The 21,996-nt window shown below is 55.2% G+C and carries 29 protein-coding genes and 1 pseudogene; 3 read left to right on the forward strand and 27 right to left on the reverse strand.

Annotated features, from left to right (window positions below; all coding sequences use genetic code 11):
• Nucleotides 1-45: 45 nt before the first annotated feature.
• From secY to rpsL, 26 genes and pseudogenes are all read right to left on the reverse strand, one after another.
• The gene (gene secY / locus SPHFLASMR4Y_RS06980; protein WP_089132905.1) at nucleotides 46-1,419 is read right to left on the reverse strand and encodes a preprotein translocase subunit SecY; all 1,374 of its coding nucleotides are present in this window, start codon (nucleotides 1,417-1,419) and stop codon (nucleotides 46-48) included.
• Nucleotides 1,420-1,618: 199 nt separating this feature from the next.
• Nucleotides 1,619-2,173 (reverse strand): 50S ribosomal protein L15, encoded by a 555-nt coding sequence (gene rplO / locus SPHFLASMR4Y_RS06985; RefSeq protein ID WP_089132906.1) that lies wholly within the window; start codon nucleotides 2,171-2,173, stop codon nucleotides 1,619-1,621.
• Between the two features lie 66 nt (nucleotides 2,174-2,239).
• Nucleotides 2,240-2,416 (reverse strand): 50S ribosomal protein L30, encoded by a 177-nt coding sequence (rpmD, locus tag SPHFLASMR4Y_RS06990; protein WP_089132907.1) that lies wholly within the window; start codon nucleotides 2,414-2,416, stop codon nucleotides 2,240-2,242.
• A gap of 6 nt (nucleotides 2,417-2,422) precedes the next feature.
• A complete protein-coding gene (gene rpsE, locus SPHFLASMR4Y_RS06995) occupies nucleotides 2,423-3,181 on the reverse strand; it encodes a 30S ribosomal protein S5 (protein ID WP_260807110.1) in 759 nt (252 codons plus the stop codon).
• A 1-nt stretch (nucleotide 3,182) separates the two neighbouring features.
• On the reverse strand, nucleotides 3,183-3,536 hold the full coding sequence (gene rplR / locus SPHFLASMR4Y_RS07000; RefSeq protein WP_089132908.1) for a 50S ribosomal protein L18: 354 nt from the start codon (nucleotides 3,534-3,536) through the stop codon (nucleotides 3,183-3,185).
• Between the two features lie 3 nt (nucleotides 3,537-3,539).
• Entirely contained in the window at nucleotides 3,540-4,073 is a 534-nt protein-coding gene (gene rplF, locus SPHFLASMR4Y_RS07005) for a 50S ribosomal protein L6 (RefSeq protein WP_089132909.1), read from the reverse strand.
• Between the two features lie 2 nt (nucleotides 4,074-4,075).
• Nucleotides 4,076-4,471, reverse strand: a complete 396-nt coding sequence (rpsH, locus tag SPHFLASMR4Y_RS07010) for a 30S ribosomal protein S8 (RefSeq protein WP_067198345.1) — start codon at nucleotides 4,469-4,471, stop codon at nucleotides 4,076-4,078.
• Between the two features lie 12 nt (nucleotides 4,472-4,483).
• A complete protein-coding gene (rpsN, locus tag SPHFLASMR4Y_RS07015; protein ID WP_089132910.1) occupies nucleotides 4,484-4,789 on the reverse strand; it encodes a 30S ribosomal protein S14 in 306 nt (101 codons plus the stop codon).
• 37 nt (nucleotides 4,790-4,826) lie between these two features.
• Complete coding sequence (rplE, locus tag SPHFLASMR4Y_RS07020) at nucleotides 4,827-5,414, reverse strand: 50S ribosomal protein L5 (RefSeq protein ID WP_089132911.1); 588 nt, start codon at nucleotides 5,412-5,414, stop codon at nucleotides 4,827-4,829.
• On the reverse strand, nucleotides 5,407-5,730 hold the full coding sequence (gene rplX / locus SPHFLASMR4Y_RS07025; RefSeq protein ID WP_089132912.1) for a 50S ribosomal protein L24: 324 nt from the start codon (nucleotides 5,728-5,730) through the stop codon (nucleotides 5,407-5,409). Before rplX ends, rplE begins: the two co-directional genes overlap by 8 nt.
• Before the next feature lie 2 nt (nucleotides 5,731-5,732).
• Nucleotides 5,733-6,101: a 50S ribosomal protein L14 gene (rplN, locus tag SPHFLASMR4Y_RS07030; protein ID WP_089132913.1), complete on the reverse strand. Its 369-nt coding sequence runs from the start codon at nucleotides 6,099-6,101 to the stop codon at nucleotides 5,733-5,735.
• Between the two features lie 191 nt (nucleotides 6,102-6,292).
• Nucleotides 6,293-6,544, reverse strand: a pseudogene (gene rpsQ / locus SPHFLASMR4Y_RS17240) (30S ribosomal protein S17); the annotation flags it as partial.
• Between the two features lie 9 nt (nucleotides 6,545-6,553).
• A complete protein-coding gene (gene rpmC / locus SPHFLASMR4Y_RS07040) occupies nucleotides 6,554-6,772 on the reverse strand; it encodes a 50S ribosomal protein L29 (RefSeq protein WP_089132915.1) in 219 nt (72 codons plus the stop codon).
• Nucleotides 6,773-6,777: 5 nt separating this feature from the next.
• Nucleotides 6,778-7,209: a 50S ribosomal protein L16 gene (gene rplP, locus SPHFLASMR4Y_RS07045; protein ID WP_089132916.1), complete on the reverse strand. Its 432-nt coding sequence runs from the start codon at nucleotides 7,207-7,209 to the stop codon at nucleotides 6,778-6,780.
• Between the two features lie 24 nt (nucleotides 7,210-7,233).
• The gene (rpsC, locus tag SPHFLASMR4Y_RS07050; RefSeq protein WP_089132917.1) at nucleotides 7,234-7,935 is read right to left on the reverse strand and encodes a 30S ribosomal protein S3; all 702 of its coding nucleotides are present in this window, start codon (nucleotides 7,933-7,935) and stop codon (nucleotides 7,234-7,236) included.
• A gap of 2 nt (nucleotides 7,936-7,937) precedes the next feature.
• A complete protein-coding gene (rplV, locus tag SPHFLASMR4Y_RS07055) occupies nucleotides 7,938-8,321 on the reverse strand; it encodes a 50S ribosomal protein L22 (protein WP_089132918.1) in 384 nt (127 codons plus the stop codon).
• The gene (gene rpsS, locus SPHFLASMR4Y_RS07060; protein ID WP_089132919.1) at nucleotides 8,321-8,596 is read right to left on the reverse strand and encodes a 30S ribosomal protein S19; all 276 of its coding nucleotides are present in this window, start codon (nucleotides 8,594-8,596) and stop codon (nucleotides 8,321-8,323) included. Before rpsS ends, rplV begins: the two co-directional genes overlap by 1 nt.
• 2 nt (nucleotides 8,597-8,598) lie before the next feature.
• Nucleotides 8,599-9,435 (reverse strand): 50S ribosomal protein L2, encoded by an 837-nt coding sequence (gene rplB, locus SPHFLASMR4Y_RS07065; RefSeq protein ID WP_089132920.1) that lies wholly within the window; start codon nucleotides 9,433-9,435, stop codon nucleotides 8,599-8,601.
• 6 nt (nucleotides 9,436-9,441) lie between these two features.
• Nucleotides 9,442-9,750: a 50S ribosomal protein L23 gene (locus tag SPHFLASMR4Y_RS07070; protein ID WP_067198324.1), complete on the reverse strand. Its 309-nt coding sequence runs from the start codon at nucleotides 9,748-9,750 to the stop codon at nucleotides 9,442-9,444.
• Entirely contained in the window at nucleotides 9,743-10,369 is a 627-nt protein-coding gene (gene rplD, locus SPHFLASMR4Y_RS07075; RefSeq protein ID WP_089132921.1) for a 50S ribosomal protein L4, read from the reverse strand. The genes SPHFLASMR4Y_RS07070 and rplD overlap by 8 nt, the downstream gene beginning before the upstream one ends.
• Before the next feature lie 3 nt (nucleotides 10,370-10,372).
• A complete protein-coding gene (rplC, locus tag SPHFLASMR4Y_RS07080) occupies nucleotides 10,373-11,224 on the reverse strand; it encodes a 50S ribosomal protein L3 (protein ID WP_089134747.1) in 852 nt (283 codons plus the stop codon).
• A 194-nt stretch (nucleotides 11,225-11,418) separates the two neighbouring features.
• On the reverse strand, nucleotides 11,419-11,730 hold the full coding sequence (gene rpsJ, locus SPHFLASMR4Y_RS07085) for a 30S ribosomal protein S10 (protein WP_066744965.1): 312 nt from the start codon (nucleotides 11,728-11,730) through the stop codon (nucleotides 11,419-11,421).
• 122 nt (nucleotides 11,731-11,852) lie between these two features.
• Nucleotides 11,853-13,043 (reverse strand): elongation factor Tu, encoded by a 1,191-nt coding sequence (tuf, locus tag SPHFLASMR4Y_RS07090; protein WP_089132922.1) that lies wholly within the window; start codon nucleotides 13,041-13,043, stop codon nucleotides 11,853-11,855.
• 152 nt (nucleotides 13,044-13,195) lie between these two features.
• Entirely contained in the window at nucleotides 13,196-15,289 is a 2,094-nt protein-coding gene (gene fusA, locus SPHFLASMR4Y_RS07095) for an elongation factor G (protein WP_089132923.1), read from the reverse strand.
• Nucleotides 15,290-15,489: 200 nt separating this feature from the next.
• Nucleotides 15,490-15,960: a 30S ribosomal protein S7 gene (rpsG, locus tag SPHFLASMR4Y_RS07100; RefSeq protein WP_089132924.1), complete on the reverse strand. Its 471-nt coding sequence runs from the start codon at nucleotides 15,958-15,960 to the stop codon at nucleotides 15,490-15,492.
• Nucleotides 15,961-15,982: 22 nt separating this feature from the next.
• Nucleotides 15,983-16,354, reverse strand: coding sequence for a 30S ribosomal protein S12 (gene rpsL / locus SPHFLASMR4Y_RS07105; RefSeq protein ID WP_067198316.1), 372 nt, complete (start codon nucleotides 16,352-16,354; stop codon nucleotides 15,983-15,985).
• A gap of 257 nt (nucleotides 16,355-16,611) precedes the next feature.
• On the opposite strand from rpsL, the gene SPHFLASMR4Y_RS07110 reads away from it, so the two are divergent.
• Together SPHFLASMR4Y_RS07110 and SPHFLASMR4Y_RS07115 are read left to right on the forward strand one after the other, a co-directional pair.
• On the forward strand, nucleotides 16,612-17,577 hold the full coding sequence (locus tag SPHFLASMR4Y_RS07110; RefSeq protein ID WP_089132925.1) for a dCTP deaminase domain-containing protein: 966 nt from the start codon (nucleotides 16,612-16,614) through the stop codon (nucleotides 17,575-17,577).
• A complete protein-coding gene (locus SPHFLASMR4Y_RS07115; RefSeq protein ID WP_089132926.1) occupies nucleotides 17,570-18,280 on the forward strand; it encodes a class I SAM-dependent DNA methyltransferase in 711 nt (236 codons plus the stop codon). The genes SPHFLASMR4Y_RS07110 and SPHFLASMR4Y_RS07115 overlap by 8 nt, the downstream gene beginning before the upstream one ends.
• A gap of 608 nt (nucleotides 18,281-18,888) precedes the next feature.
• Here SPHFLASMR4Y_RS07115 and SPHFLASMR4Y_RS07120 read toward each other — a convergent pair.
• Nucleotides 18,889-19,281, reverse strand: a complete 393-nt coding sequence (locus SPHFLASMR4Y_RS07120) for a host attachment family protein (RefSeq protein ID WP_089132927.1) — start codon at nucleotides 19,279-19,281, stop codon at nucleotides 18,889-18,891.
• Nucleotides 19,282-19,697: 416 nt separating this feature from the next.
• Between SPHFLASMR4Y_RS07120 and SPHFLASMR4Y_RS07125 the strand changes: the two genes are divergently transcribed.
• On the forward strand, nucleotides 19,698-21,965 hold the full coding sequence (locus tag SPHFLASMR4Y_RS07125) for a TonB-dependent receptor (RefSeq protein ID WP_089132928.1): 2,268 nt from the start codon (nucleotides 19,698-19,700) through the stop codon (nucleotides 21,963-21,965).
• The last annotated feature ends 31 nt before the right edge of the window (nucleotides 21,966-21,996 follow it).

Here is a 21,996-nt window from a genome sequence, read left to right on the forward strand (position 1 = left end):
ACCCTATCGTATTATTGAATCATGTCTGGATTAGCCCGCTAACACTTAGCGCTTCCGACGCCCACCCTTGAGTTTGGCCTTTTTGAGCAAATCACCATATTGCAGTGCCAACAAATGGCTCTGGATCTGCGTAACCGTGTCGACCGTCACATTGACGACAATCAACAGGCTCGTTCCGCCCAGGAAGAAAATCGGCAGACTTGTCTGCGCCATAACATATTCCGGAAGAACACAGACGAAAGCCAGATAAGCCGCGCCAACCACGGTGATCCGGGTCAACACATAATCGAGATAGTCTGCGGTATTCTTGCCGGGGCGGATACCGGGCACGAAGCCACCATTTTTCTTCAGATTTTCGGCGGTTTCTTCAGGATTGAAGACCACTGCCGTGTAGAAGAAGCAGAAGAAGATGATACCAGCGGCATAGAGCGCCATATAGAGCGGCTGACCATGGGCCAGATACTGATTGAGTGAGATCACGAAATCGCCAAACCATGTTTCGCCAGCGGTCGCATTGCCGGCAAACTGGCTGACCGTCAGCGGCATCAGCAGAAGCGAGGATGCGAAGATCGGCGGGATCACGCCTGCGGTATTGACCTTGAGCGGCAAATGGCTGCGATCCGCCTGCATGACTCCGTGCTGGGTCGCCCGCTTGGGATATTGAATGAGCACCCGTCTTTGGGCGCGTTCCATGAAGCTGATGAACAGGATCAACCCGACTACCATGGCGATCAGCCCGACGATCGTCAGCGCGCTGATCGAACCGGTGCGGCTGCCTTCCATCAGATTGGCGACAAAGGTGGGCATCTGGGCAACAATACCGGCCATGATGATCAGCGATATACCGTTGCCGATACCGCGGCTGGTGATCTGTTCACCCAGCCACATCAGGAACAGCGTGCCGCCAACCAGACTGATAACCGCGCCGATGCGGAACATGTACCCCGGCTCCACCACCGCCTGCAGACCGGACTGGGAAGCGAAGCTTTCCAGACCAACCGCGATGAAATAGCCCTGTACGGCGGTCAGGCCGACCGTGCCGTAGCGGGTATATTGGTTGAGCTTCTTGCGCCCGGACTCGCCTTCTTTCTTGACCGCAGCCAGGGTCGGCGAAAGCGCTGCCGCCAGCTGGACCACAATCGAAGCGGTAATATAGGGCATGACCCCCAGCGCGATCAGGCTCATCCGCTCCAGCGAACCGCCCGAGAATGTATTGAAAATGTCCAGAACGCCGCCCCGGGTCTGATCATAGAGATCAGCCAGAACCACCGGATCAACACCCGGCAGCGGGACGAAACTGAGCAGGCGGAAAATAACCAGCGCGCCCAGGGTAAACCAGATACGCTTGCGCAGCTCTGTGGCTTCACCGAATTTTGATAGGCTTAGATTAGCTGCGACCTGATCGGCTCTTGATGCCATGCTTGACTTCCCTGCCCCACTATTAGTTTGCAACGCGCCCCTGCGGAGGCAGAGGCCCATCCCCAACTATTGCGACTTTAGCAATCTTCGGAGATGGACAGCTGCTGGTGCAGCTATGCAACCCGCCCCATATCGGATGTTCGCGCATCAAAAACAAGGGGCCAGAAAAAGAGGCGCTAAATCTAGCGCCTCTTGAAGATCAATCTTTGTTTTTCGCCCTGTTCGCGGCTTTTTTCTCACGCGCAGGTTTGGACGGGACCGCTTTTTTCTCGCCCTTGGGACGACGTTCGCCGCCGGCTGCGAGAATTTCGACCTTGCCACCTGCTTTTTCGACCGCTGCAACTGCAGCTTTCGAAGCGCCGGCAACGGCGATGGTGATTTTCGCAGTCAGTTCGCCCTTGGCAAGAAGACGAACACCGTCCTTGCCTCCACGGGCCAGGCCAGCAGCCTTCAGCGTTGCATGGTCGATCGTGCCTTTGGCATCGAGACTCTTGTTGTCGATGAACTTCTGGATCATGCCCAGGTTCACTTCTGCATAGTCGGTGCCGAACGGGTTGTTGAAGCCACGCTTGGGAAGACGCATGTGGAGCGGCATCTGGCCGCCTTCAAATCCGTTGATCGAAACACCGGAACGGGACTTCTGGCCCTTCTGGCCACGTCCACCGGTTTTGCCTTTGCCCGAGCCAATGCCGCGGCCAATGCGCAAGCGCGACTTGCGCGCGCCTTCGTTGTCTTTAATTTCGTTGAGTTTCATTTCGGGTACTCGCTTTCGCTTTCATTCGCACTGTCATAATCATCCCGATGTACGGGACGGAACGGGTTAATCCAGAACTTCTACAAGATGATGGACTTTGCCGATCATGCCGCGAACCTCTGGAGTATCTTCCAGTTCGGAGACGCGGTGCATCTTGTTGAGACCCAGACCGATCAGCGTTTTGCGCTGAACTTCAGGACGACGGATCGGTGAACCAATCTGCTTGATCTTAATTTTCGCCATCAGGATTTACTCCGTAACTGCAGCGGCATCGGCTGCCACTTCAGCGGCCGGGCCACCAGCACGCGCCAACAGGTCAGTAACCTTCTTGCCGCGTCGCTGGGATACGGCCTTCGGGCTGGACTGATCTGCCAATGCGGCAAAGGTCGCACGGATCATGTTATAAGGATTGGCGGTGCCGTTGGACTTGGTCACAACGTCGGAAACGCCAAGGCTCTCGAATACGGCACGCATAGGACCGCCGGCAATGATACCGGTTCCTGGAGGCGCCGAACGCACGGTCACGTTACCCGCACCGAAGTGGCCAGTACCATCATGGTGCAGAGTCCGTCCTTCACGAAGCGGAACACGAACCATCGATTTTTTCGCAGCTGCGGTTGCCTTGGTAATGGCTTCAGGCACTTCGCGTGCCTTGCCCTTGCCGAAGCCGGCGCGACCCTTGCCATCGCCAACCACGACCAGCGCAGCAAAACCAAAGCGCTTACCGCCCTTGACCGTCTTCGAAACGCGGTTGATGTGAACCAGTTTCTCGATCAGCTCTTCGCCGCCGTCATTGTTTCCACGGCCACCACGATTGTTGCGTCCGCCGCCACGATTGTCGCGTCCGCCACCGCGGTTGTCACGACCGCCGCCACGGTTTCCACCGCGCGACTGACGCTCCGGACCACCGGTTTTGGCTTCAGGCGCCACAGCGGCTTCAGGCTGATTGCCTTCGCCAGTTGTACCCGGCTGTGCCGCGCCTTCTGGTGTTGTTTTGTCATCAGCCATATTAAAACTCCAATCCGCCTTCACGTGCTGCGTCGGCCAGAGCCTTCACACGTCCGTGAAACAGAAACCCGCCACGGTCAAAAATTACTTCTTTAACGCCCGCCTTCTTGGCAGCTTCGGCAACGCGCTTGCCGACATCGGCTGCAGCCTTGCTATCCGCGCCGGTTTTGACTTTGGACGCCTTGTCGATGGTCGAAGCGGAAGCCAGCGTTTTGCCCTCGGCATCGTCGATGACCTGCGCATAGATATGCCGGCTCGTGCGATGCACGGACAAACGAGGCTTTGAGAGCCCGCGCTTGCGCAATTTGCTGCGTACGCGTTGCTGGCGCCGTTTGAACTGAGAAATATTCGCCATGGCTTATTTCTTCTTCCCTTCTTTGCGGAAAATATATTCGCCGCGATATTTGATACCCTTGCCTTTATACGGCTCGGGCTTGCGCCAGCGCCGGATTTCGGCAGCGACCTGGCCAACCTGCTGTTTGTCCATGCCGGAAATTTCGATCGTCGTCTGATCCGGTGTCTTGACGGTAATGCCGTCAGGAATCGCGAAGTTCACGTCATGGCTGTAGCCGAGCTGCAGGTTGAGAGTCTTGCCCTGTACTGCTGCACGATAACCAACGCCGTTGATTTCCAGCACCTTGGTAAAGCCGTCGGTGACGCCTTCGACCAGGTTCTGAACCAGAGTGCGCTGCATGCCCCAGAAAGCGCGGGCGCTTTTCGACTTGTTTGCCGGCATAACCTGCAAACCGCCATCGCTCAATTCATAGGTCAGATCATCAACCATCGGGGTCGAAAGCTCGCCCTTCGGACCTTTGACCTTGACCAGACCATCTTCCATGACGGCGGTGACGCCGTCCGGAATAGCCACTGATTTTTTGCCAATACGGGACATGATTAGAATACCTCAGCCAGTACTTCGCCGCCGACCTTCGCCTGACGCGCTTCTGCGTCAGAGAGAACACCTTGTGGCGTCGATACGATTGTTATGCCCAAGCCGTTGCGAACCCGTGGCAGATCTTCCGAACCGCTGTAGACACGACGACCGGGCTTTGAAACGCGAGCCACGTGGCGAATTGCCGGCTGGCCTTCAAAATATTTCAGTTCAATCCGCAGACCGGGGTGCTTGTTGACCTCTTCTTCGCTGTAGCCGCGAATATAGCCTTCGCGCTGCAACACTTCGAGGACGGCGCCGCGCAGTTTGGACGCGGGTGTTACAACGCTGTCCTTACGTGCCTGTTGTCCGTTACGGATACGGGTGAGCATGTCACCCAAGGGATCGGTAAAAGCCATATTATCTCTCCCTTACCAGCTTGATTTCGTTACGCCGGGAATCAGACCTTTATTGGCCATGTCTCTCAGCTCGATGCGGCACAGGCGGAACTTGCGATAGTAACCGCGTGGCCGTCCTGTGGTTTCACAGCGGTTGCGTACGCGGGTTGGGTTCGCGTTCCGCGGAATTTCCGCCATTTTGAGGCGCGCCATCAAACGTTCGGTCTCATCGAGAGACTCGTCTGCTGCCATCGCTTTCAGTTTCGCATAGCGTCCGGCGTATTTCTTCACCATCCGCTTGCGTTTTTCGTTTCTGTTAATGGAACTCAGTTTCGCCATGACTTAAGTTCTCGTCCTTCCGTATAATGAAGCGCGCTTACGCGGCTTCTTTTTCTTCCGATTGTTCCTCTTTGGGGAACGGGAAACCGAACAATGCCAGAAGCGCACGCGCCTCGTCGTCTGTTTTTGCTGTAGTCGTCACAATCACGTCCATGCCGCGAACAACGTCGATGTTGTCATAAGCGATTTCGGGGAAAATGATCTGCTCTTTCAGGCCCATGGCAAAGTTGCCACGACCGTCAAAGCTTTTCGGATTCAGGCCTCTGAAATCCCGGATGCGAGGCATCGCGACGGTGACCAGACGATCGATAAATTCGTACATCCGTTCCCGGCGCAGATTGACTTTGCAGCCAATCGGCATGCCTTCACGCAACTTGAACGTTGCGATCGAGTTTTTCGCCTTGGTGATCACTGGCTTCTGGCCGGCAATCAGTTCCATTTCGGCTGCAGCACTTGCAACCTTCTTCTTGTCCTGGCTACCTTCACCAACACCCATGTTGATGGTGACCATTGAAATCCGCGGGACTTCCATGGGATTGGTGTAGTTGAACTTTTCCTGCATCGCCTTGACGATTTCATCGTCATATTTTTTGCGCATGCGGGGGATATATTTTTTATCAGCCATCGACTTTCTCCCCGGACTTTACAGCAATCCGCTGCATCTTTCCGTCTTCTGTCTTTTCAAATCTGACGCGGGTCGGCTTGCCGTCTTTCGGATCCGCCACAGCGACCTTGCTGATGTGCATTGCCGCTTCGCGCCGCTCGAGGCCACCCTGGGGATTGGCCTGGGTCGGCTTGCGGTGACGAACAGCTATGTTCACACCGGAAACAATGACCTTGTCGTCTTTCGGCATCACCTTGGTGACTTCACCCGACTTGCCCTTGTCCTTGCCGGACAGAACGACGACGGTATCGCCTTTTTTGATTTTTGCATTGGCCATGATTAGAGCACCTCCGGCGCAAGGCTGATGATTTTCATATGCTTTTTCGCACGCAGTTCGCGAACCACGGGGCCAAAAATACGGGTGCCGATTGGCTCCTGGTTGTTGTTCACCAGAACCGCAGCATTGCTGTCGAACCGAATGACAGAACCGTCTTTGCGACGGATGTCCTTCTTCGTACGCACAATCACCGCACGGTGAACGTCGCCCTTCTTGACCTTGCCGCGCGGCGCTGCTTCCTTGATCGAAACGACAATGATGTCGCCGACGCCGGCAAAGCGACGCTTCGAGCCGCCCAGCACCTTGATGCACTGCACGCGTTTGGCGCCGCTATTGTCAGCGACCTCCAGGTTCGATTGCATCTGGATCATGGATCCAATTCCTTCTTCATATACCCGGCAAGCCAGGCGTTTCCTACTTCGTCACCCCGGCAGATCCGGGATATTCTAAACTATTCGGCAGCTGGTGATGCTTCGGCCGTATCTTCTGCCGCAGGCTTCACTGGCGCCTTGACCTTTTCGTCCTTCGGATCGCTGGCCGTAATCTCGCTGACCGTCGGCGTTGCGATACCGGCTGCTGCGCCGACCCGCTCCAGAACCTTCCAGGTCTTCAGCTTGGAAATCGGACGGGTTTCTTCAATCCGTACGGTTTCACCCAGGCTGATTTCATTCTTTTCATCATGCGCGTGATATTTTTTCGAGCGCCGGATGATTTTTCCGTAAAGCGGATGCTTCACCTTGCGTTCGACATTGACGACAACAGTCTTGTCGCCCTTGTCTGACACGACAGTGCCGGTGAGAATACGTTTTGGCATATCGGTTCCTTACGCCTTTGCTTCTGCGGTCGCCGCGTTTGCACGCTCGGCCTGCAATGTTTTGATCCGGGCGATCGTGCGACGCACTTCCCGTGTCCGGCTTGGTTTTTCGAGCTGATTGGTCGCAGCCTGAAAGCGCAGGTTAAAGGCCTCGCGCTTCAGTTCGCCCAGTTCGGTCTCGAGCTGATCGTCGGTTTTGGTCCGCAAATCTTCAGTTTTCATGCTCATCTAGCTTAACCTTCCAGATGTGACGTGTCGCCGAGGCGAGCCACAACCTTTGTCTTGATCGGGAGCTTCATCGCTGCCCGCTCGAAAGCGATCGCTGCAATCGGTCCGGGAACGCCGTCCAGTTCGAACAGGATCCGACCTGGTTTAACCCGAGCAGCCCAATATTCCACAGAGCCCTTGCCCTTACCCTGACGAACTTCGGCAGGCTTCTTGGACACTGGCACATCCGGGAATACCCGGATCCACAAACGGCCCTGACGCTTGATGTGACGCGTGATCGCACGACGAGCCGCCTCGATCTGGCGCGCGGTAATCCGTTCAGGCTCCATGGCTTTCAGGCCATAACTGCCGAAGTTCAGGGTCGTGCCACCAGGGGCCTTGCCCTTGATCCGGCCTTTGAAAGCCTTGCGGAATTTATGTTTCTTGGGTTGCAGCATGATGCTCTACCTATTCCTCAAAAATCAACGTTGGTGCTGCGGACGGACGCCGGACGTCTGTGCTTCAACATTCAACCGGTCCTGAGCCATCGGGTCATGACCCAATATCTCGCCTTTGAAAATCCAGACCTTGATACCGATAATACCGTAAGCGGTCAGCGCTTCATATTCGGCATAGTCGATATTGGCGCGCAGCGTATGGAGCGGCACGCGGCCTTCACGATACCATTCAACGCGGGCAATTTCTGCTCCGCCCAAACGGCCACCGCAAACAATTTTGATGCCTTCAGCGCCGAGACGCAGAGCCGACTGAACCGCACGCTTCATGGCACGACGGAATGCAACGCGGCGGATCAGCTGATCACCAATGCCCTGCGCTACCAGCTTCGCATCGACTTCCGGCTTGCGGATTTCGACGATGTTCAGGGAAACGTCACCGGACGACATTTCGCTCAGCTTGCGACGCAGTTTTTCGATATCCGCGCCTTTCTTGCCGATGATAACACCAGGGCGAGCAGCATAGATGGAAACGCGACAAGTTTTGGCCGGACGCTCGATCACAACCTTCGAAATCGCTGCCTGGGGCAGATTCTCGAAGATATATTTCCGCATCTTGATGTCTTCCATCAAGAGATCGCCATAGTTGGAACCTTCCGCATACCAGCGGCTGTCCCAGGTCCGGTTGATCTGCAGGCGAAGCCCGATAGGATTACTCTTTTGACCCATGGTTACGCCTCTTCCTCTTCATGCTCGCGGACAACGATGCGAACGCGGCTAAATGGCTTGATAATCTTGGCTGAACGGCCACGCGCACGCGCCTTCCAGCGCTTCATCGTGATCGACTTGCCGACGCTCGCTTCATGAACGATCAATGCGTCGACATCCAGATTGTGATTATTCTCGGCATTGGCGATAGCTGAAGCGAGAACCTTGCTGACATCCTTGGCCATCGCCTTTTTGGAGAAGGACAGAATGTTCAATGCTTCTTCCGCTTTCTTGCCACGGATCAGCTGTGCAACCAAGTTGAGCTTCTGGGCAGAACCACGGATGGAATTGCCTACAGCCAAAGCTTCATTGTCGCCAACACGGCGGGGTGATGATGCCTTACCCATTATTTCTTGCCTTTTTTGTCAGCGCCATGGCCGTAATAGTTACGCGTAGGTGCGAACTCGCCAAGCTTGTGACCGACCATGTCTTCATTCACCGAAACCGGGATGAATTTCTGACCGTTGTAAACGCTGAAGGTCAAGCCGACGAAATCAGGCAAAACGGTAGAACGACGCGACCAGGTCTTGATCGGCGCACGCGCGTTGTTTTCCTGCGCAGTCTGCGCTTTTTTCAGCAGGTGGAGGTCAACAAACGGACCTTTTTTGATGGAACGAGCCATGCTTACCTCTTCTTCTTCGCGTGACGCGACCGGATGATCATCTTGTCAGTCGATTTGTTGCTACGGGTACGAGCACCCTTGGTTGGCTTACCCCATGGCGTAACCGGATGACGACCACCGGAAGTCCGGCCTTCACCACCACCATGCGGGTGATCGACTGGGTTTTTCGCAACACCGCGAGTAAGAGGACGACGTCCCTTCCAGCGGGTACGGCCTGCCTTGCCGAAATTCTGGTTCGAATTGTCCGGATTGGACACCGCACCAACGGTCGCCATACAGTCAGAACGCAGATAGCGCTGCTCGCCGCTTTTCAGGCGAACAATAACCATACCGCGGTCACGACCGACAATCTGGACATAAGCACCGGCCGAACGAGCGATCTGACCGCCCTTGCCTGGCTTCATTTCGACATTGTGAACAATCGTACCAACCGGCATTTGCGACAGCAACATTGCGTTACCGGGCTTCACGTCGGTCTTTTTGCCGGCCAGCACAGTGTCGCCAACATCGAGACGCTGCGGTGCCAGAATGTAGGACAGCTCGCCGTCTTCATATTTGATCAGCGCGATAAAGGCGGTGCGGTTGGGATCATATTCGATCCGTTCAACAGTCGCAGCCATATCCCATTTGCGCCGCTTGAAATCGACGAGACGATATTTCTGTTTATGGCCACCGGCGATGCCACGCGAAGTGACATGACCTTTGTTGTTCCGGCCACCCGTCTTGTTCTTGCCTTCGACAAGCTTCTTGACGGGCTTGCCTTTCCAGAGGCCGCTCTTGTCGACCAGGATAAGACCACGCCGGGCGGGGCTTGTCGGTTTATAGGATTTTAATGCCATGTGCCCTTAAACTCCCGTGGTGATGTCAATGGTTTGGCCTTCAGCCAAAGTGACAACAGCCTTCTTGATGTCATTGCGAGTGTAGGGACGACCCTTCCACTTCTTGGTCTTGCCCTTTTGCACCAGCGTGTTGACGTTTTTGACTTTGACATCAAACAACGCCTCGATGGCGGCCTTGATCTGCGGCTTGGTTGCGGTGTTCGCAACCTTGAATACCACAGCATTATGCTCGCTGAGCAAGGTCGATTTCTCGGTGATGTGCGGGCCGACAATTACGTCATAATGACGAATATCGACAGCTTCTTTTTTAGCCATTGAAGCGCGCCTCCAGCTTTTCTACCGCTGCGCGCGTCAGCACCAGGGTTTCATGGTTCAGAATGTCATAAACATTGGCACCGGCAGCTGGCATCACATTGACACGGGGAATGTTGTTCGAAGCCTTCGAGAAAGCGTCATTAACAGTGTCACCGTCCATGATCAGGGCCGACTTGCCGAAACCGAGCTTTGCGATATTGGCCAGGAGCGCCTGTGTCTTGGCTTCCTTCAGCTCAATATTTTCAAGCACGATCAAATTGTCGTTCTTCAGCTTGTCGCTCAGCGCCATCTTCAGACCCAGCGCGCGAACCTTCTTGTTCAGCGAAGGATTGAAGTCACGCTTGCGGGCACCGTGGGCCTTACCACCACCGATGAAGATCGGAGCACGACGATCACCATGACGAGCGGTACCACCACCCTTCTGATTGCCGTACTTCTTGCCGGTCCGGGCAACGTCGGAACGCTCGCGGGTCGGACGGGCCGTTCCGCGTGCTTTTTCGCGCTGCCAGTTGACGACACGGTGAAGAATGTCTGCACGCGCTTCGATACCGAAGACGTCATCATTCAATTCGATATCGCCTTTGGCTTTCGCGTCGAGGGTTTTCACTTTCAATTTCATGGCTTAGCCCTCCTTCCCTGCATCATCCGCGGCATCAGACTTCTCGTCAGCCGGCTTTTCTGCGGGAGCATCGGCCGCTGCCGCTACTTCTGCGTCGGTCGGACCGGCAGGCGTTTCGATCGCTGCATCCGCCTCGATCATGCCTGCTGGCGCATCTTCCGTGGCCGTCTCATCCGCGTTACGGCGCATGGCACCGGGGAATGGAACACCTTCGGGAAGAGCAACCTTGACGGCATCCTTGACCAGCAACCAGCCGCCCTTGGAACCAGGAACGCTGCCACGCACAAAGATCAGACCGCGGTCGGCATCTGTGCGGACGATTTCCAGGTTCTGCTGCGTGCGATTGCGCGCACCCATGTGACCGGCCATCTTCTTGCCCTTGAACACCTTGCCCGGATCCTGATTCTGACCAGTAGAACCGTGTGCACGGTGAGAGATGGAAACACCGTGAGTTGCCCGCATGCCGCCGAAACCCCAGCGCTTCATCGCACCAGCAAAGCCTTTACCCTGGGTAACACCCTGGATATCAACCATCTGGCCAGCAATGAAGTGGTCTGCAGTTACGGTAGCACCGATGGGGAGCAAAGCATCTTCGCTATCGACCCGGAATTCGGCAACTCGCGCCTTTGGCTCGACTTCTGCCTTGGCAAAAGCCTCACGCTGCGGCTTGTTAACATTTTTCGCTTTACGGGCACCAGCACCAAGCTGAACGGCAAAATAGCCATCACGTTCCTGATTGCGGGCTCCAACAACCTGACATTCTTCCAGGGAAAGAACGGTAACCGGCACATGCCGTCCGTCTTCCTGAAACAAGCGGGTCATCCCCATTTTCTTCGCGATCACGCCTGTACGCACGATCAATCTCCTTCACAGAGGCCGAACGAACCATTTCGTCCGGCTTGCCAGCCCAAATTGTCATGCGTCACCCCGTCCGGGCTGTAATTGTTCCGGAAAGTCCGGAACGAGACGGAGGACGCTGCCCGGTTAAATCCGGCGGTATCCTGTCGTTGTTCAATCTTCGCGCGGGCGAAGATGTCAGATCATCCGGCTCAGGCCAGCTTGATCTCGACATTTACACCAGCAGCGAGGTCAAGCTTCATCAAAGCGTCGACCGTCTGCGGCGTGGGCTGCACGATATCGAGCAGCCTTTTATAGGTCCGTACCTCGAACTGCTCGCGCGACTTCTTGTCTACGTGCGGCCCGCGGTTGACGGTGAATTTTTCTATGTGCGTTGGCAAAGGTATCGGTCCACGGATGAGCGCGCCAGTGCGGCGTGCGGTGTCAGCGATATCGCCAGTCGCCTGATCGAGAACCCGATGATCGAATGCCTTCAAGCGAATGCGAATATTTTGCGTTTCCATGTACCTGTTACCAATGTCAAAGAGCCAAAAATAAACCGCCCCGATTTTCTAGTGAAAACGGCCGGAGCGGCGAAAAAACTGGCTGCCCGAATCACCGATCCGGGCAGCGAGGCGTTCCTATATTACTTTGTTACGTTGCTGACAACCCCTGATCCAACGGTACGTCCACCTTCGCGAATAGCGAAACGGAGACCCGGATCCATGGCGATTGGAGCAATCAACTTCACGCCGATGGTGACGTTGTCACCAGGCATAACCATCTCGGTGCCCTCAGGAAGGATCACTTCGCCGGTTACGTCGGTCGTACGGAAGTAGAACTGCGGACGATAGTTGGCGAAGAAAGGCGTATGACGGCCACCTTCGTCTTTCGACAGCACGTAAACTTCAGCCGAGAACTCGGTGTGTGGCGTAATCGATCCTGGCTTGCAGAGAACCTGGCCACGCTCAACAGCATCGCGGTCAACGCCACGGATCAAGGCACCAATGTTGTCGCCAGCCTGACCGGAGTCGAGCAGCTTGCGGAACATTTCAACACCGGTAACGGTGGTCTTCGTGGTATCCTTGATACCGACGATTTCACACTCGTCGCCAACATTCACGATGCCGGTTTCAACACGGCCGGTAACAACCGTACCACGACCGGAGATCGAGAACACGTCTTCGATCGGCATCAGGAAGTCCTGGTCAACCGGACGCTCTGGCTGAGGAATGAAGTCATCGACAGCTTTCATCAGCTCAAGGATCTTTTCCTTGCCGATGTTGTCGTCGCGGCCTTCCAGCGCAGCCAGTGCAGAACCGGCAACGATAGGAATATTGTCGCCGTCAAAGTCGTAAGACGAAAGCAGTTCGCGGATTTCCATTTCAACCAGCTCGAGCAACTCTTCGTCGTCGACCTGATCAACCTTGTTCATGAAAACAACAAGCGCCGGAACACCAACCTGACGAGCAAGCAGGATGTGCTCGCGAGTCTGTGGCATCGGACCGTCTGCAGCGTTAACCACGAGAATGGCACCGTCCATCTGCGCAGCGCCGGTGATCATGTTCTTCACATAGTCAGCATGGCCTGGGCAATCGACGTGCGCATAGTGGCGAGCTTCGGTTTCATATTCGACGTGTGCGGTCGAAATGGTGATGCCGCGCTCACGCTCTTCAGGCGCCTTGTCAATATTTGCGAAGTCCACTGCTGCACCGCCGGTGGTTTCAGCAAGAACCTTGGTGATCGCCGCGGTCAACGTCGTTTTACCGTGGTCAACATGACCGATGGTGCCGATGTTGCAGTGCGGCTTGTTGCGCTCAAACTTCTCTTTAGCCATTTTATATTACCTCTGATTTTCTATCGTCTTGATAGTCTGCGCCGCGCTTTGGCGAGACTCTCTAATTCTGTCAACACCCTTTTGCCGGTCCGGGGAATTTCCCGTCGAACCCGAGCAGAAGGAAAGCGCGTTACCTCGAAAAGGAGTGGCGGTTAAGCCATTTTCTCCTTGATCTCTTCGGCCACGTTGCTCGGCACTTCCTCATAGTGAGAGAATTGCATCGAATATTGTGCACGACCCTGCGTGAATGACCGCAACTCGTTCACATAACCGAACATGTTGGCCAGCGGCACCATGGCGTCCACAGCCTGGGCGATACCGCGCGTGTCCGTACCCTGGATCTGGCCACGGCGGGAGTTGAGATCGCCGATAACGTCACCAAGATATTCTTCCGGTGTAATGACTTCAACCTTCATGATCGGCTCAAGCAGCTTGATGCCGGACTTCTGCGCCGCTTCGCGCATTGCTGCACGGGCTGCGATTTCAAAGGCCAGCGCCGAACTGTCGACGTCATGATAGGCGCCGTCATAGACACGGATGTTGAAGTCGATGATCGGGAAGCCGATCAACGAACCGGTTTCTGCGGTTTCGCGCATGCCCTTTTCAACCGAAGGGATATATTCTTTCGGAATATTACCGCCCTTGATTTCGTCTTCAAAGGTAATGCCCGCTCCGCGTTCGCCTGGCGTGACTTCGAACTTGATACGCGCGAACTGACCGGAACCACCGGACTGTTTCTTATGCGTATAATCGATGTCGACAGCCTTGCCGAGCGATTCGCGATAAGCCACCTGCGGCGCACCGACATTGGCTTCGACCTTGAATTCGCGCTTCATGCGATCGACGAGAATGTCGAGGTGAAGCTCGCCCATGCCCTTGATGATCGTCTGGCCCGATTCGTGGTCCGTCGAAACGCGGAAGCTTGGATCTTCTGCGGCCAGACGGTTCAGGGCAACGCCCATCTTTTCCTGGTCAGCCTTGGTTTTTGGTTCCACCGAAAGCTCGATCACCGGCTCTGGGAATTCCATCCGCTCCAGAATGATCGGATGCGCGGAATCACACAGCGTGTCACCGGTTGTGGTCGTCTTCATGCCCGCCAGAGCAACGATGTCGCCGGCAAAGGCTTCTTCAATGTCCTTACGGTCATTGGAGTGCATTTCGAGAATACGGCCGACTTTTTCCTTCTTGTCCTTGACCGAGTTCAGCAAGGTGCCCTTTTCCAGCTTGCCGGAATAGATGCGGCAGAAGGTCAGCGTACCCACGAACGGATCGTTCATGACCTTGAACGCGAGAGCCGAGAACGGTTCGTCGTCGGACGACGGACGCGTATCTTCGGTTTCGCCGTCGAGCTTCACGCCCTTGATGGCAGGAACGTCGAGCGGGCTCGGCATATAGTCGACAACCGCGTCGAGCAGTGGCTGGACGCCCTTGTTCTTGAACGCGGAACCACACAGAACCGGCACGAAGCTCTGGTTCAGCGTGCCCTTGCGGATCAGCGACTTCAGCGTCGCGACATCCGGCTCGTTGCCCTCGAGATATTGCTCCATGACATCATCGTCCTGCTCGACGGCAAGCTCGATCAGCTTCTCGCGATACTCAGCCGCTTCGTCGGCCATGTCCGCAGGAATGTCGCCATAGGTATATTCAGCACCCAGATCTTCGTTCTTCCAGGTGATCGAACGCTGGTTGACGAGGTCGACCAGGCCAACCAGATCGGCTTCGATACCGATCGGCAGATAGAGAACAGCCGGGGTCGCGCCGAGACGCTCGACGATCGAATCGACACAGAATTTGAAGTTGGCACCGGTGCGGTCGAGCTTGTTGATAAAGCACATCCGCGGCACTTTGTATTTGTCAGCCTGGCGCCATACGGTTTCGGACTGTGGTTCCACGCCGGCAACGCCGTCGAAACAGGCAACCGCGCCATCGAGCACACGCAGCGAACGCTCGACTTCGATGGTGAAGTCAACGTGGCCCGGGGTGTCGATGATGTTGATCCGGTGCTCGGGACCCTTGCGGTCTTCGGCATTCCAGAAACAGGTGGTCGCAGCGGAAGTAATGGTAATACCACGCTCCTGCTCTTGCTCCATCCAGTCCATCGTCGCCGCGCCATCATGCACTTCGCCGATCTTGTAGGACTTGCCCGTATAATAGAGAATACGTTCGGTGGTCGTTGTTTTACCAGCGTCAATATGGGCCATGATGCCGATATTGCGATATCGTTCGAGCGGATGGCTGCGTGCCATAGTCTTTACTCCAGTATGTGGGGAACCAAATTCTGGCCGCCCTATAGTGAAATGGGCTGAACAATGCCAGCCCCGTGATTATCAAAATCTTGATATAGAGTCCGTTCGCACTGAGCTTGTCGAAGTGCCTCGATCGGGAATATGCTTCCTTGACGAGAAGCGCCCTTCGACAGGCTCAGGACGAACGGTCTAAACTTATACTACCAGCGATAGTGAGCAAAGGCACGGTTGGCTTCTGCCATCTTGTGCGCATCTTCCCGCTTCTTCACCGCGTTGCCGCGATTGTTGGAAGCGTCAAGAATTTCACCCGACAGACGCGCTGCCATTGTGGTTTCGCTGCGACCGCGAGCGGCGGCAATCATCCAGCGGATCGCCAGAGCCTGCGCACGTTCGGGACGCACTTCGACGGGAACCTGATAGGTCGCACCACCGACACGGCGGCTGCGGACTTCGATCCCCGGCTTGATGTTGTTGAGCGCATCATGGAACAGCTGAAGCGGGTCTTTCTTGGCCTTGGCTTCAACGCTGTCAAATGCACCATAAACAATCCGTTCTGCGGTGGATTTCTTACCATCCATCATCAGGTTGTTCATGAATTTCGAAAGCACCAGATCCTTGAACTTCGGATCGGGCAGGATAACCCGTTTTTCGGGACGACGACGACGTGACATATCTTATAACTCCGAAACTGGATTATTTAGGACGCTTGGCGCCATATTTCGAACGGCTCTGCTTGCGGTCCTTGACACCCTGGGTATCGAGAACGCCGCGCAGGACGTGGTAACGCACACCGGGAAGGTCGCGAACACGGCCGCCGCGGATCAGGACAACGCTATGCTCCTGAAGGTTATGGCCTTCACCGGGGATATAGCTGATGACCTCGCGCTGGTTGGTCAGGCGAACCTTGGCAACCTTACGCAGAGCGGAGTTCGGTTTCTTTGGAGTCGTCGTGTAGACACGGGTGCAAACGCCACGTTTCTGTGGGTTGGCTTCCATGGCCGGCACCTTGGACTTCGTCTTCTGGGGCACCCGCCCTTTACGGACGAGCTGGTTAATCGTTGGCATAAAGTCTTCACCTTATAGTAGAATTGTCCTGCATATTGCAGGGGTTACTCTCACCGCCCAAACTGGCGACAAGTGTTTTGCCTATGTAAGCTTTCTGCGGCGTCGAGCGGAGCCCGAAGAAGCGGAAGCGCGGCCCTTAGACGGGATTCGGGGCGGGGTCAAGGTCACATTCTCCCCGCCGAATGCAAATATACTAATTGCTTCAAGAGCCAACAGACTGCTACTCTTTTAACGTGGTCTGTGGTCAGGAGAAAATTATGACGGTCCTTTCTGATAGCGAAATACAAGACCAAATAAAAAGCGGTAAATTGGTGCTCGAAGCGGAAGCCTCAAGAGCAGAAGAATGCTCTTATGCGTTTCGGGCAGGCCGAGCTTTCCTTGCAGGACATGATGACGGGGAAATAGATTTTGCATCCGATCCCAGAATAAAGATTGTCGTTGATCCTGGCAAGATGGTTTGGATTAGAACTTATGAAAAAGTCTCTCTACCAAACGACTTAGTAGGCTTTTGGTGGCAAACGAATACACTTTCAAAGAAAGGATTAATGCTTATCAACATGAGCATGGTTGAGCCAGGCTATAACGGGTGCCTGGCTTGTTTGTTTGTAAATTTCGGCAATCAAAAGATTGTGATTGAAGCAAAAATGTCGATCGCGAAAATGGTTTTTGTAAGGATTGGAGGCCAAGTTGCTTCGCCATATACAAAAACACAATCGGTGGACGAATATGACCATGCTCTGCAAGAATTATCAGTAAATCAGCCGTCTTCCTTCCTCCAAATTGGCGACATCGCATCGGGCATCGATCATGAACGGACAAAGGCTATTAAGGATGTTGAGGATAAAATCGCTGAAGGGAAAACCACACTGGAAAATGAAAGTAAAATTTTATCCGGTTCGATAGCCTCAGAGTTTTCCAATCAAAAGACTATGATGATAAACGAGTTTAAAGCAGATGCACCCAAAGCGATATGGAAATCTCTTGGCTATGCTGCACTTGTTTTGTTGCTAATTGGAATAAGCACCGCGATCGCAGGATGGGTTTATAATAACGCGTTTGAAGATACGAAAAAAATTGCGCGAGAAGAAGCGATCAAGGCTGTAAACGATAGAGTTGTGATCAGAGCAAGTACCGCATCTGAAAGCTCTCAAGACATTGAAAAACAAATAAAAACATTAACCGACCGACTAGTGGAACTAGAAAGCGCCGCAAAAAGTGAATGATATTACACTGCCAATTCAAAATAAGAATATTCTTCGCCCAGAGGATGCATATGATTTAAGTGCCAAATTTTATGACAGTTGGAAATGGCAAGAATTCTGGCGAAATTATGAAGCTCCAATCGTTCGAGACATCGCCAGTCGAGCATGCAGCCAAAAGCGGTCTGGCTTAAATATTCTTGATATAGGTTGTGGGACCGGGTGGTATCTCGATTATCTTGCTGATTTGTCCAAAATGCGCACTGGAATTGATATAAGCAGAGGGATGCTAACGGTTGCTACCGGGCGATTAAGAGATGTCTACCTCAGACATGCCGATGTTGAGTTCACCCGCTTTAGCAAATCAAAGTACGATCTGATTCTAGGCACGCGGATTTTGTCTCACTTGCAACACCCAGTCCCATTAATTGAAAAGCTTAGAGATGCTATCCATGGTTCGGGTTGGCTGATCTTGTCTGACGTCGATTCAACTCACAATTATACTGCAACAAAATTACCGGTTGCCAATACGTCGGTATTGGCAAAAACGTATAAGCACGAACGAACGAAGCTCTTTGCGACAATAGAAAATCTAGGGTTCGCTAGCTTTGAAATGAAGCTAATCGGAATAAACGGTGAGATAATTGATGTGAATAGATTTCAAGATCATTTCAGGCGAAATGATCTAGCCGGATGGGTTGCTGGATGGCGAAAAACTATATCCTGATAGAGAAAGCTAAACGTGGATTTATCGGTACGTTCATCCACTAGGATCACGGTGACAGGTGCAACAATCCCCGATTAACACCAAATCACCCAATAACCGACAACCGCACCCCCATAGCCCGCCCCTGACCGGTTCCACTTTCCTACACAGGCCCGGCTTGCTATGCTCCGCGCCGGCTCTTTGACATGTTGCATCCTTCGATCCCGGCCGTTGTGCTATCGCGCGTCCCGGTCGCCAACTTCTATTATTGGCGGTGAATTTATTGCGCCTTCACAGACAGTAAGCGGCGATAGTTCAGAGCGGGCGCAGCCAGATGGCTTTTGCGCCATTTTCCGTCATTGGCCCGAACTTTGACGAACTTCGGGATTGCGGAGCCCTCACCGACGGACGGACGGACGACCCCGCCCCCTTCCCCGAATGTGACGCGCCGAGCTTTCTTCGTGCCTTTGCGGCTTCGTGTGATCCGATAGGGGTCCTGAACCGTGTTCAGGATGACGAGGGCGGCTCACCACCCTGCCCCCCCACCCCGCGCAAAAAAAACGCCGGCGTAAACACACCGGCGCTCTTCTAATGCTATTCCGGCCGCGCCAAGGGGCGCCAGCCACGCCTTATTGCGCCAGCGATTTCTCGATATCGGCGACCGGCGAATTGATCAGCGTCTTGGCCTGTTCCAGCACGATCTTGTCGCTCACTTCCTTGTGCAGCAGCGGGCGTATTTCGCCGAGCGTGTCCGGATCGGCGACCAGGATCAACCGCTCATAGGAGCCCTTGTGGGCGCGGTCATAGAGCTGTTCGGCGATGATTTTGGAAAATGTCGCTTCCATGCTTTCCCGGTCGGACTGGTCGGGCGGCGATTTGCCGGACGGCCCCTGATCGGCCAGATCTCCGGGTGTCCAGTCACCGTCATGCTCCAGCGCACCGCTCCTGACATAGAAGGTCTTGGCCTCCCGGCCGGTGGCGACGACGACAAATGTTTCTTCCGGAAAATTCAGGTTACCCATATTCTTGTCCTTTTTAGGTGCTTTCAGGTTCGGACAATCAACGCACGGTTGCGGGAAAGGTTGCCTGCGGGGGCGGATGGCAGGGCGTTGCCCCCTCCCCCTCGTCATCCTGAACCTGGTTCAGGGCCTCCATCGGCAGCGCGCGATCCAGGGGGGGGGTCCTGAGCCGAAGGCCACCGCAAGGTAAACACGTTCAGGATGACGATTTGCGATCTCCACAACATCCCTCTTGTCACAATGGTGACGCGCGAAATTCTCTGAAATGTCATCCCGAGACCGTCAGCCTGTCACAGCCTTGCTGCACTGCACCATCCGTTCCCGTGTCGCCCATCAAAAGGTTGAAGACTTCCATGACAAAATCCCTGCCCGCCGCCCTCTCCCGCCCTTCACTGATCGCGCTTACCGCCGCGATTTTCATGGCCGGCACCGCTCCGGCCGTTGCGCAGTCCGGCAGCGACGATATTGCCGGGGACAGCGATGGCGACGTGATCATCGTGACCGCCCAGAAGATCGAGCAAAAGGCGACCGATGTGCCGATTACCATTTCGGCAAACAGCGGCGAACGGCTCAGAGAACTGGGCGTTTCCGATCTCGACGAGCTGTCCAACTATGTCCCCGGTCTCAATATCCAGGAGCAGAGCGCCAACAATCCCGGCGTGGTCATTCGCGGCATCACGTCGGACAGCGGATCGGCACAACAGGCGGCACGCGTCACGCTCTATTACAACGGCGTCGACATTTCGCGGTCGCGCGGTTCCTATCAGGATATCTACGACATTGACCGGATCGAGGTGATCAAGGGACCGCAGGCCACGCTGTTCGGCACCGCCTCGGCGGTTGGCGCGATCAGCATCATCTCGGCGCGCCCCGAACCCGGTTTTTCCGGCGAAATAAGCGCGAGCTACGGCAATTATGATGCCTATACGCTCAGCGGCCATCTCAACACCGGCAATGACACGGTCGCGTTGCGGCTGGCCGGAGCCTACAAGAAGCGCGACGGCTATGTCACCAATCTGGCTCCGAACCAGGACGACCTTTATGCGCAGGACCAGCTGGGCGCCCGTGCATCCCTGCGCTTCACGCCGAGCAGCGACTTCACCGCCGACCTCATCCTGACCTATGACCGGCAGCGCAATTCCGGAACGCCGTTCATATCCGGCACCCTGCCGACCAGCGCCGGACCGGCTGATCCCTTTGGTGTGGCCGACCTGCGCGGATCGCCGTTTTCCGCTGCGGTTCTGGGTGACGACAAGCTCGGCCTGACCCGCGACGTCTATGATGCCAGTCTGACGATGAGCTGGGACTTTGCCGACGACTGGAATGTCACCATGGTCAACGGGTTTCGCAAGTTTAACAGCAACGAGGTCTTTGACGCCGACGGTTCCGCTGCCTTCTATCTCGAATTTGCCGAGGATGCCAATGGCGAACAAGGCAGCCATGAAACCCGCTTTACATACAATAATGGCAGCACGTTCCGCGGCAGTTTTGGCTGGAACCTGTTTCGCGAGGACAGCAACCAGCGGGTGCCCTTCTCGACCGACGAAGTCACCTATTTCCAGTGTGTCGCCGGGATCGTCGTTGCCGGTGTCGATTGCGTGAACAGCGCCGGCATACCCGCCGGCGATGCAATCCGCGATCTGACCGGCGGCGCGGTCGACGCCATCCCCTATCAGGCGGTTTTCGAAAATCTCGGCAAGAATGACAGCTATTCGGTCTTTGCCGACGGCACATGGATCCCGACCTCCAGCCTCGAGCTGACCGCGGGCGTGCGGGTGCTGATCGAAAAGCGCCGCTCGGGCTACCGCGCAACCGCGCCGAGCACCATCCTCAATCCCGGCAACACGCCCTTCCCGATTACCGACACCGCAGGGCAAACATTCCGTACCGAGGACAGTTTCTCGGCCGTTTTGCCACGCTTCAACATCCTTTACCGCTTCTCCGACGAGATCAACGGCTTCGCCACGATCTCCAAGGGCCGTCGGTCGGCGACCGTCAATGCCAGCGCGACCAGCACCCCGACCGGACCAGTCGGCAGTTTCGCAGATATCGCGCCGGAAATTGTATGGAATTACGAAGTCGGCCTGAAAGGCGCGGTTGGCCCGGTATCCGGATCGCTGGGCGTCTACTATCAAGCCTATGACAATTTTCAGGTCACGATCAACGATCCGGCCAATCCGGGGACCACTACGACGCTCAGCGCCGGCAGCGCCACCAACTTCGGGGTTGAAGCCGAAGTCAATGTCCGCGCGGCGGACTGGCTGAGCCTGTTTGCCAATATCGGCTATATCGATGGTGGCATCGATGACGAGCCAGGCAACGGCAATCTGGCCGGGTCACGCTTTCGCCTCCAGCCGGAGGTCCAGGCAGCAGGTGGATTCACCATCGATTACCCGATCAATGACAGCACCCGTTTCTTCGCAACGCCCAGCGTCACCTTTCGCAGCCGGGTCTATTTCGAAGCACCGAACAATATCCTGACCAGTCAGGAAGCGGTGACACTGGTCAACCTGCGCGCCGGCTTGTCCTTTGCTGACGAACGGTTCGAAATTGCCGGCTTTGTCCGCAATCTGACCAACAAGGATTATCTGCTCGATGCCGGCAATACCGGCGGGGCCTTTGGTATCCCGACCTTCATCCCGGCCGAACCGCGTTTCTATGGTATTCAGGCCAGTGCCAAATTCTAGTATCGGAGGTCTCAGGAAGATCACATTCCCG

Source organism: Sphingorhabdus sp. SMR4y (assembly GCF_002218195.1).
Taxonomy (GTDB): domain Bacteria; phylum Pseudomonadota; class Alphaproteobacteria; order Sphingomonadales; family Sphingomonadaceae; genus Parasphingorhabdus.

Bases quoted from the DNA above. Each gene is read 5' to 3' on its own strand.
- secY (WP_089132905.1), bottom strand. From the start codon at position 1,419: ATGGCATCAAGAGCCGATCAGGTCGCAGCTAATCTAAGCCTATCAAAA.
- rplO (WP_089132906.1), bottom strand. From the start codon at position 2,173: ATGAAACTCAACGAAATTAAAGACAACGAAGGCGCGCGCAAGTCGCGC.
- rpmD (WP_089132907.1), bottom strand. From the start codon at position 2,416: ATGGCGAAAATTAAGATCAAGCAGATTGGTTCACCGATCCGTCGTCCT.
- rpsE (WP_260807110.1), bottom strand. From the start codon at position 3,181: ATGGCTGATGACAAAACAACACCAGAAGGCGCGGCACAGCCGGGTACA.
- rplR (WP_089132908.1), bottom strand. From the start codon at position 3,536: ATGGCGAATATTTCTCAGTTCAAACGGCGCCAGCAACGCGTACGCAGC.
- rplF (WP_089132909.1), bottom strand. From the start codon at position 4,073: ATGTCCCGTATTGGCAAAAAATCAGTGGCTATTCCGGACGGCGTCACC.
- rpsH (WP_067198345.1), bottom strand. From the start codon at position 4,471: ATGGCTTTTACCGATCCCTTGGGTGACATGCTCACCCGTATCCGTAAC.
- rpsN (WP_089132910.1), bottom strand. From the start codon at position 4,789: ATGGCGAAACTGAGTTCCATTAACAGAAACGAAAAACGCAAGCGGATG.
- rplE (WP_089132911.1), bottom strand. From the start codon at position 5,414: ATGGCTGATAAAAAATATATCCCCCGCATGCGCAAAAAATATGACGAT.
- rplX (WP_089132912.1), bottom strand. From the start codon at position 5,730: ATGGCCAATGCAAAAATCAAAAAAGGCGATACCGTCGTCGTTCTGTCC.
- rplN (WP_089132913.1), bottom strand. From the start codon at position 6,101: ATGATCCAGATGCAATCGAACCTGGAGGTCGCTGACAATAGCGGCGCC.
- rpmC (WP_089132915.1), bottom strand. From the start codon at position 6,772: ATGAGCATGAAAACTGAAGATTTGCGGACCAAAACCGACGATCAGCTC.
- rplP (WP_089132916.1), bottom strand. From the start codon at position 7,209: ATGCTGCAACCCAAGAAACATAAATTCCGCAAGGCTTTCAAAGGCCGG.
- rpsC (WP_089132917.1), bottom strand. From the start codon at position 7,935: ATGGGTCAAAAGAGTAATCCTATCGGGCTTCGCCTGCAGATCAACCGG.
- rplV (WP_089132918.1), bottom strand. From the start codon at position 8,321: ATGGGTAAGGCATCATCACCCCGCCGTGTTGGCGACAATGAAGCTTTG.
- rpsS (WP_089132919.1), bottom strand. From the start codon at position 8,596: ATGGCTCGTTCCATCAAAAAAGGTCCGTTTGTTGACCTCCACCTGCTG.
- rplB (WP_089132920.1), bottom strand. From the start codon at position 9,435: ATGGCATTAAAATCCTATAAACCGACAAGCCCCGCCCGGCGTGGTCTT.
- SPHFLASMR4Y_RS07070 (WP_067198324.1), bottom strand. From the start codon at position 9,750: ATGGCTAAAAAAGAAGCTGTCGATATTCGTCATTATGACGTAATTGTC.
- rplD (WP_089132921.1), bottom strand. From the start codon at position 10,369: ATGAAATTGAAAGTGAAAACCCTCGACGCGAAAGCCAAAGGCGATATC.
- rpsJ (WP_066744965.1), bottom strand. From the start codon at position 11,730: ATGGAAACGCAAAATATTCGCATTCGCTTGAAGGCATTCGATCATCGG.
- tuf (WP_089132922.1), bottom strand. From the start codon at position 13,043: ATGGCTAAAGAGAAGTTTGAGCGCAACAAGCCGCACTGCAACATCGGC.
- fusA (WP_089132923.1), bottom strand. From the start codon at position 15,289: ATGGCACGCAGCCATCCGCTCGAACGATATCGCAATATCGGCATCATG.
- rpsG (WP_089132924.1), bottom strand. From the start codon at position 15,960: ATGTCACGTCGTCGTCGTCCCGAAAAACGGGTTATCCTGCCCGATCCG.
- rpsL (WP_067198316.1), bottom strand. From the start codon at position 16,354: ATGCCAACGATTAACCAGCTCGTCCGTAAAGGGCGGGTGCCCCAGAAG.
- SPHFLASMR4Y_RS07110 (WP_089132925.1), top strand. From the start codon at position 16,612: ATGACGGTCCTTTCTGATAGCGAAATACAAGACCAAATAAAAAGCGGT.
- SPHFLASMR4Y_RS07120 (WP_089132927.1), bottom strand. From the start codon at position 19,281: ATGGGTAACCTGAATTTTCCGGAAGAAACATTTGTCGTCGTCGCCACC.
- SPHFLASMR4Y_RS07125 (WP_089132928.1), top strand. From the start codon at position 19,698: ATGGCCGGCACCGCTCCGGCCGTTGCGCAGTCCGGCAGCGACGATATT.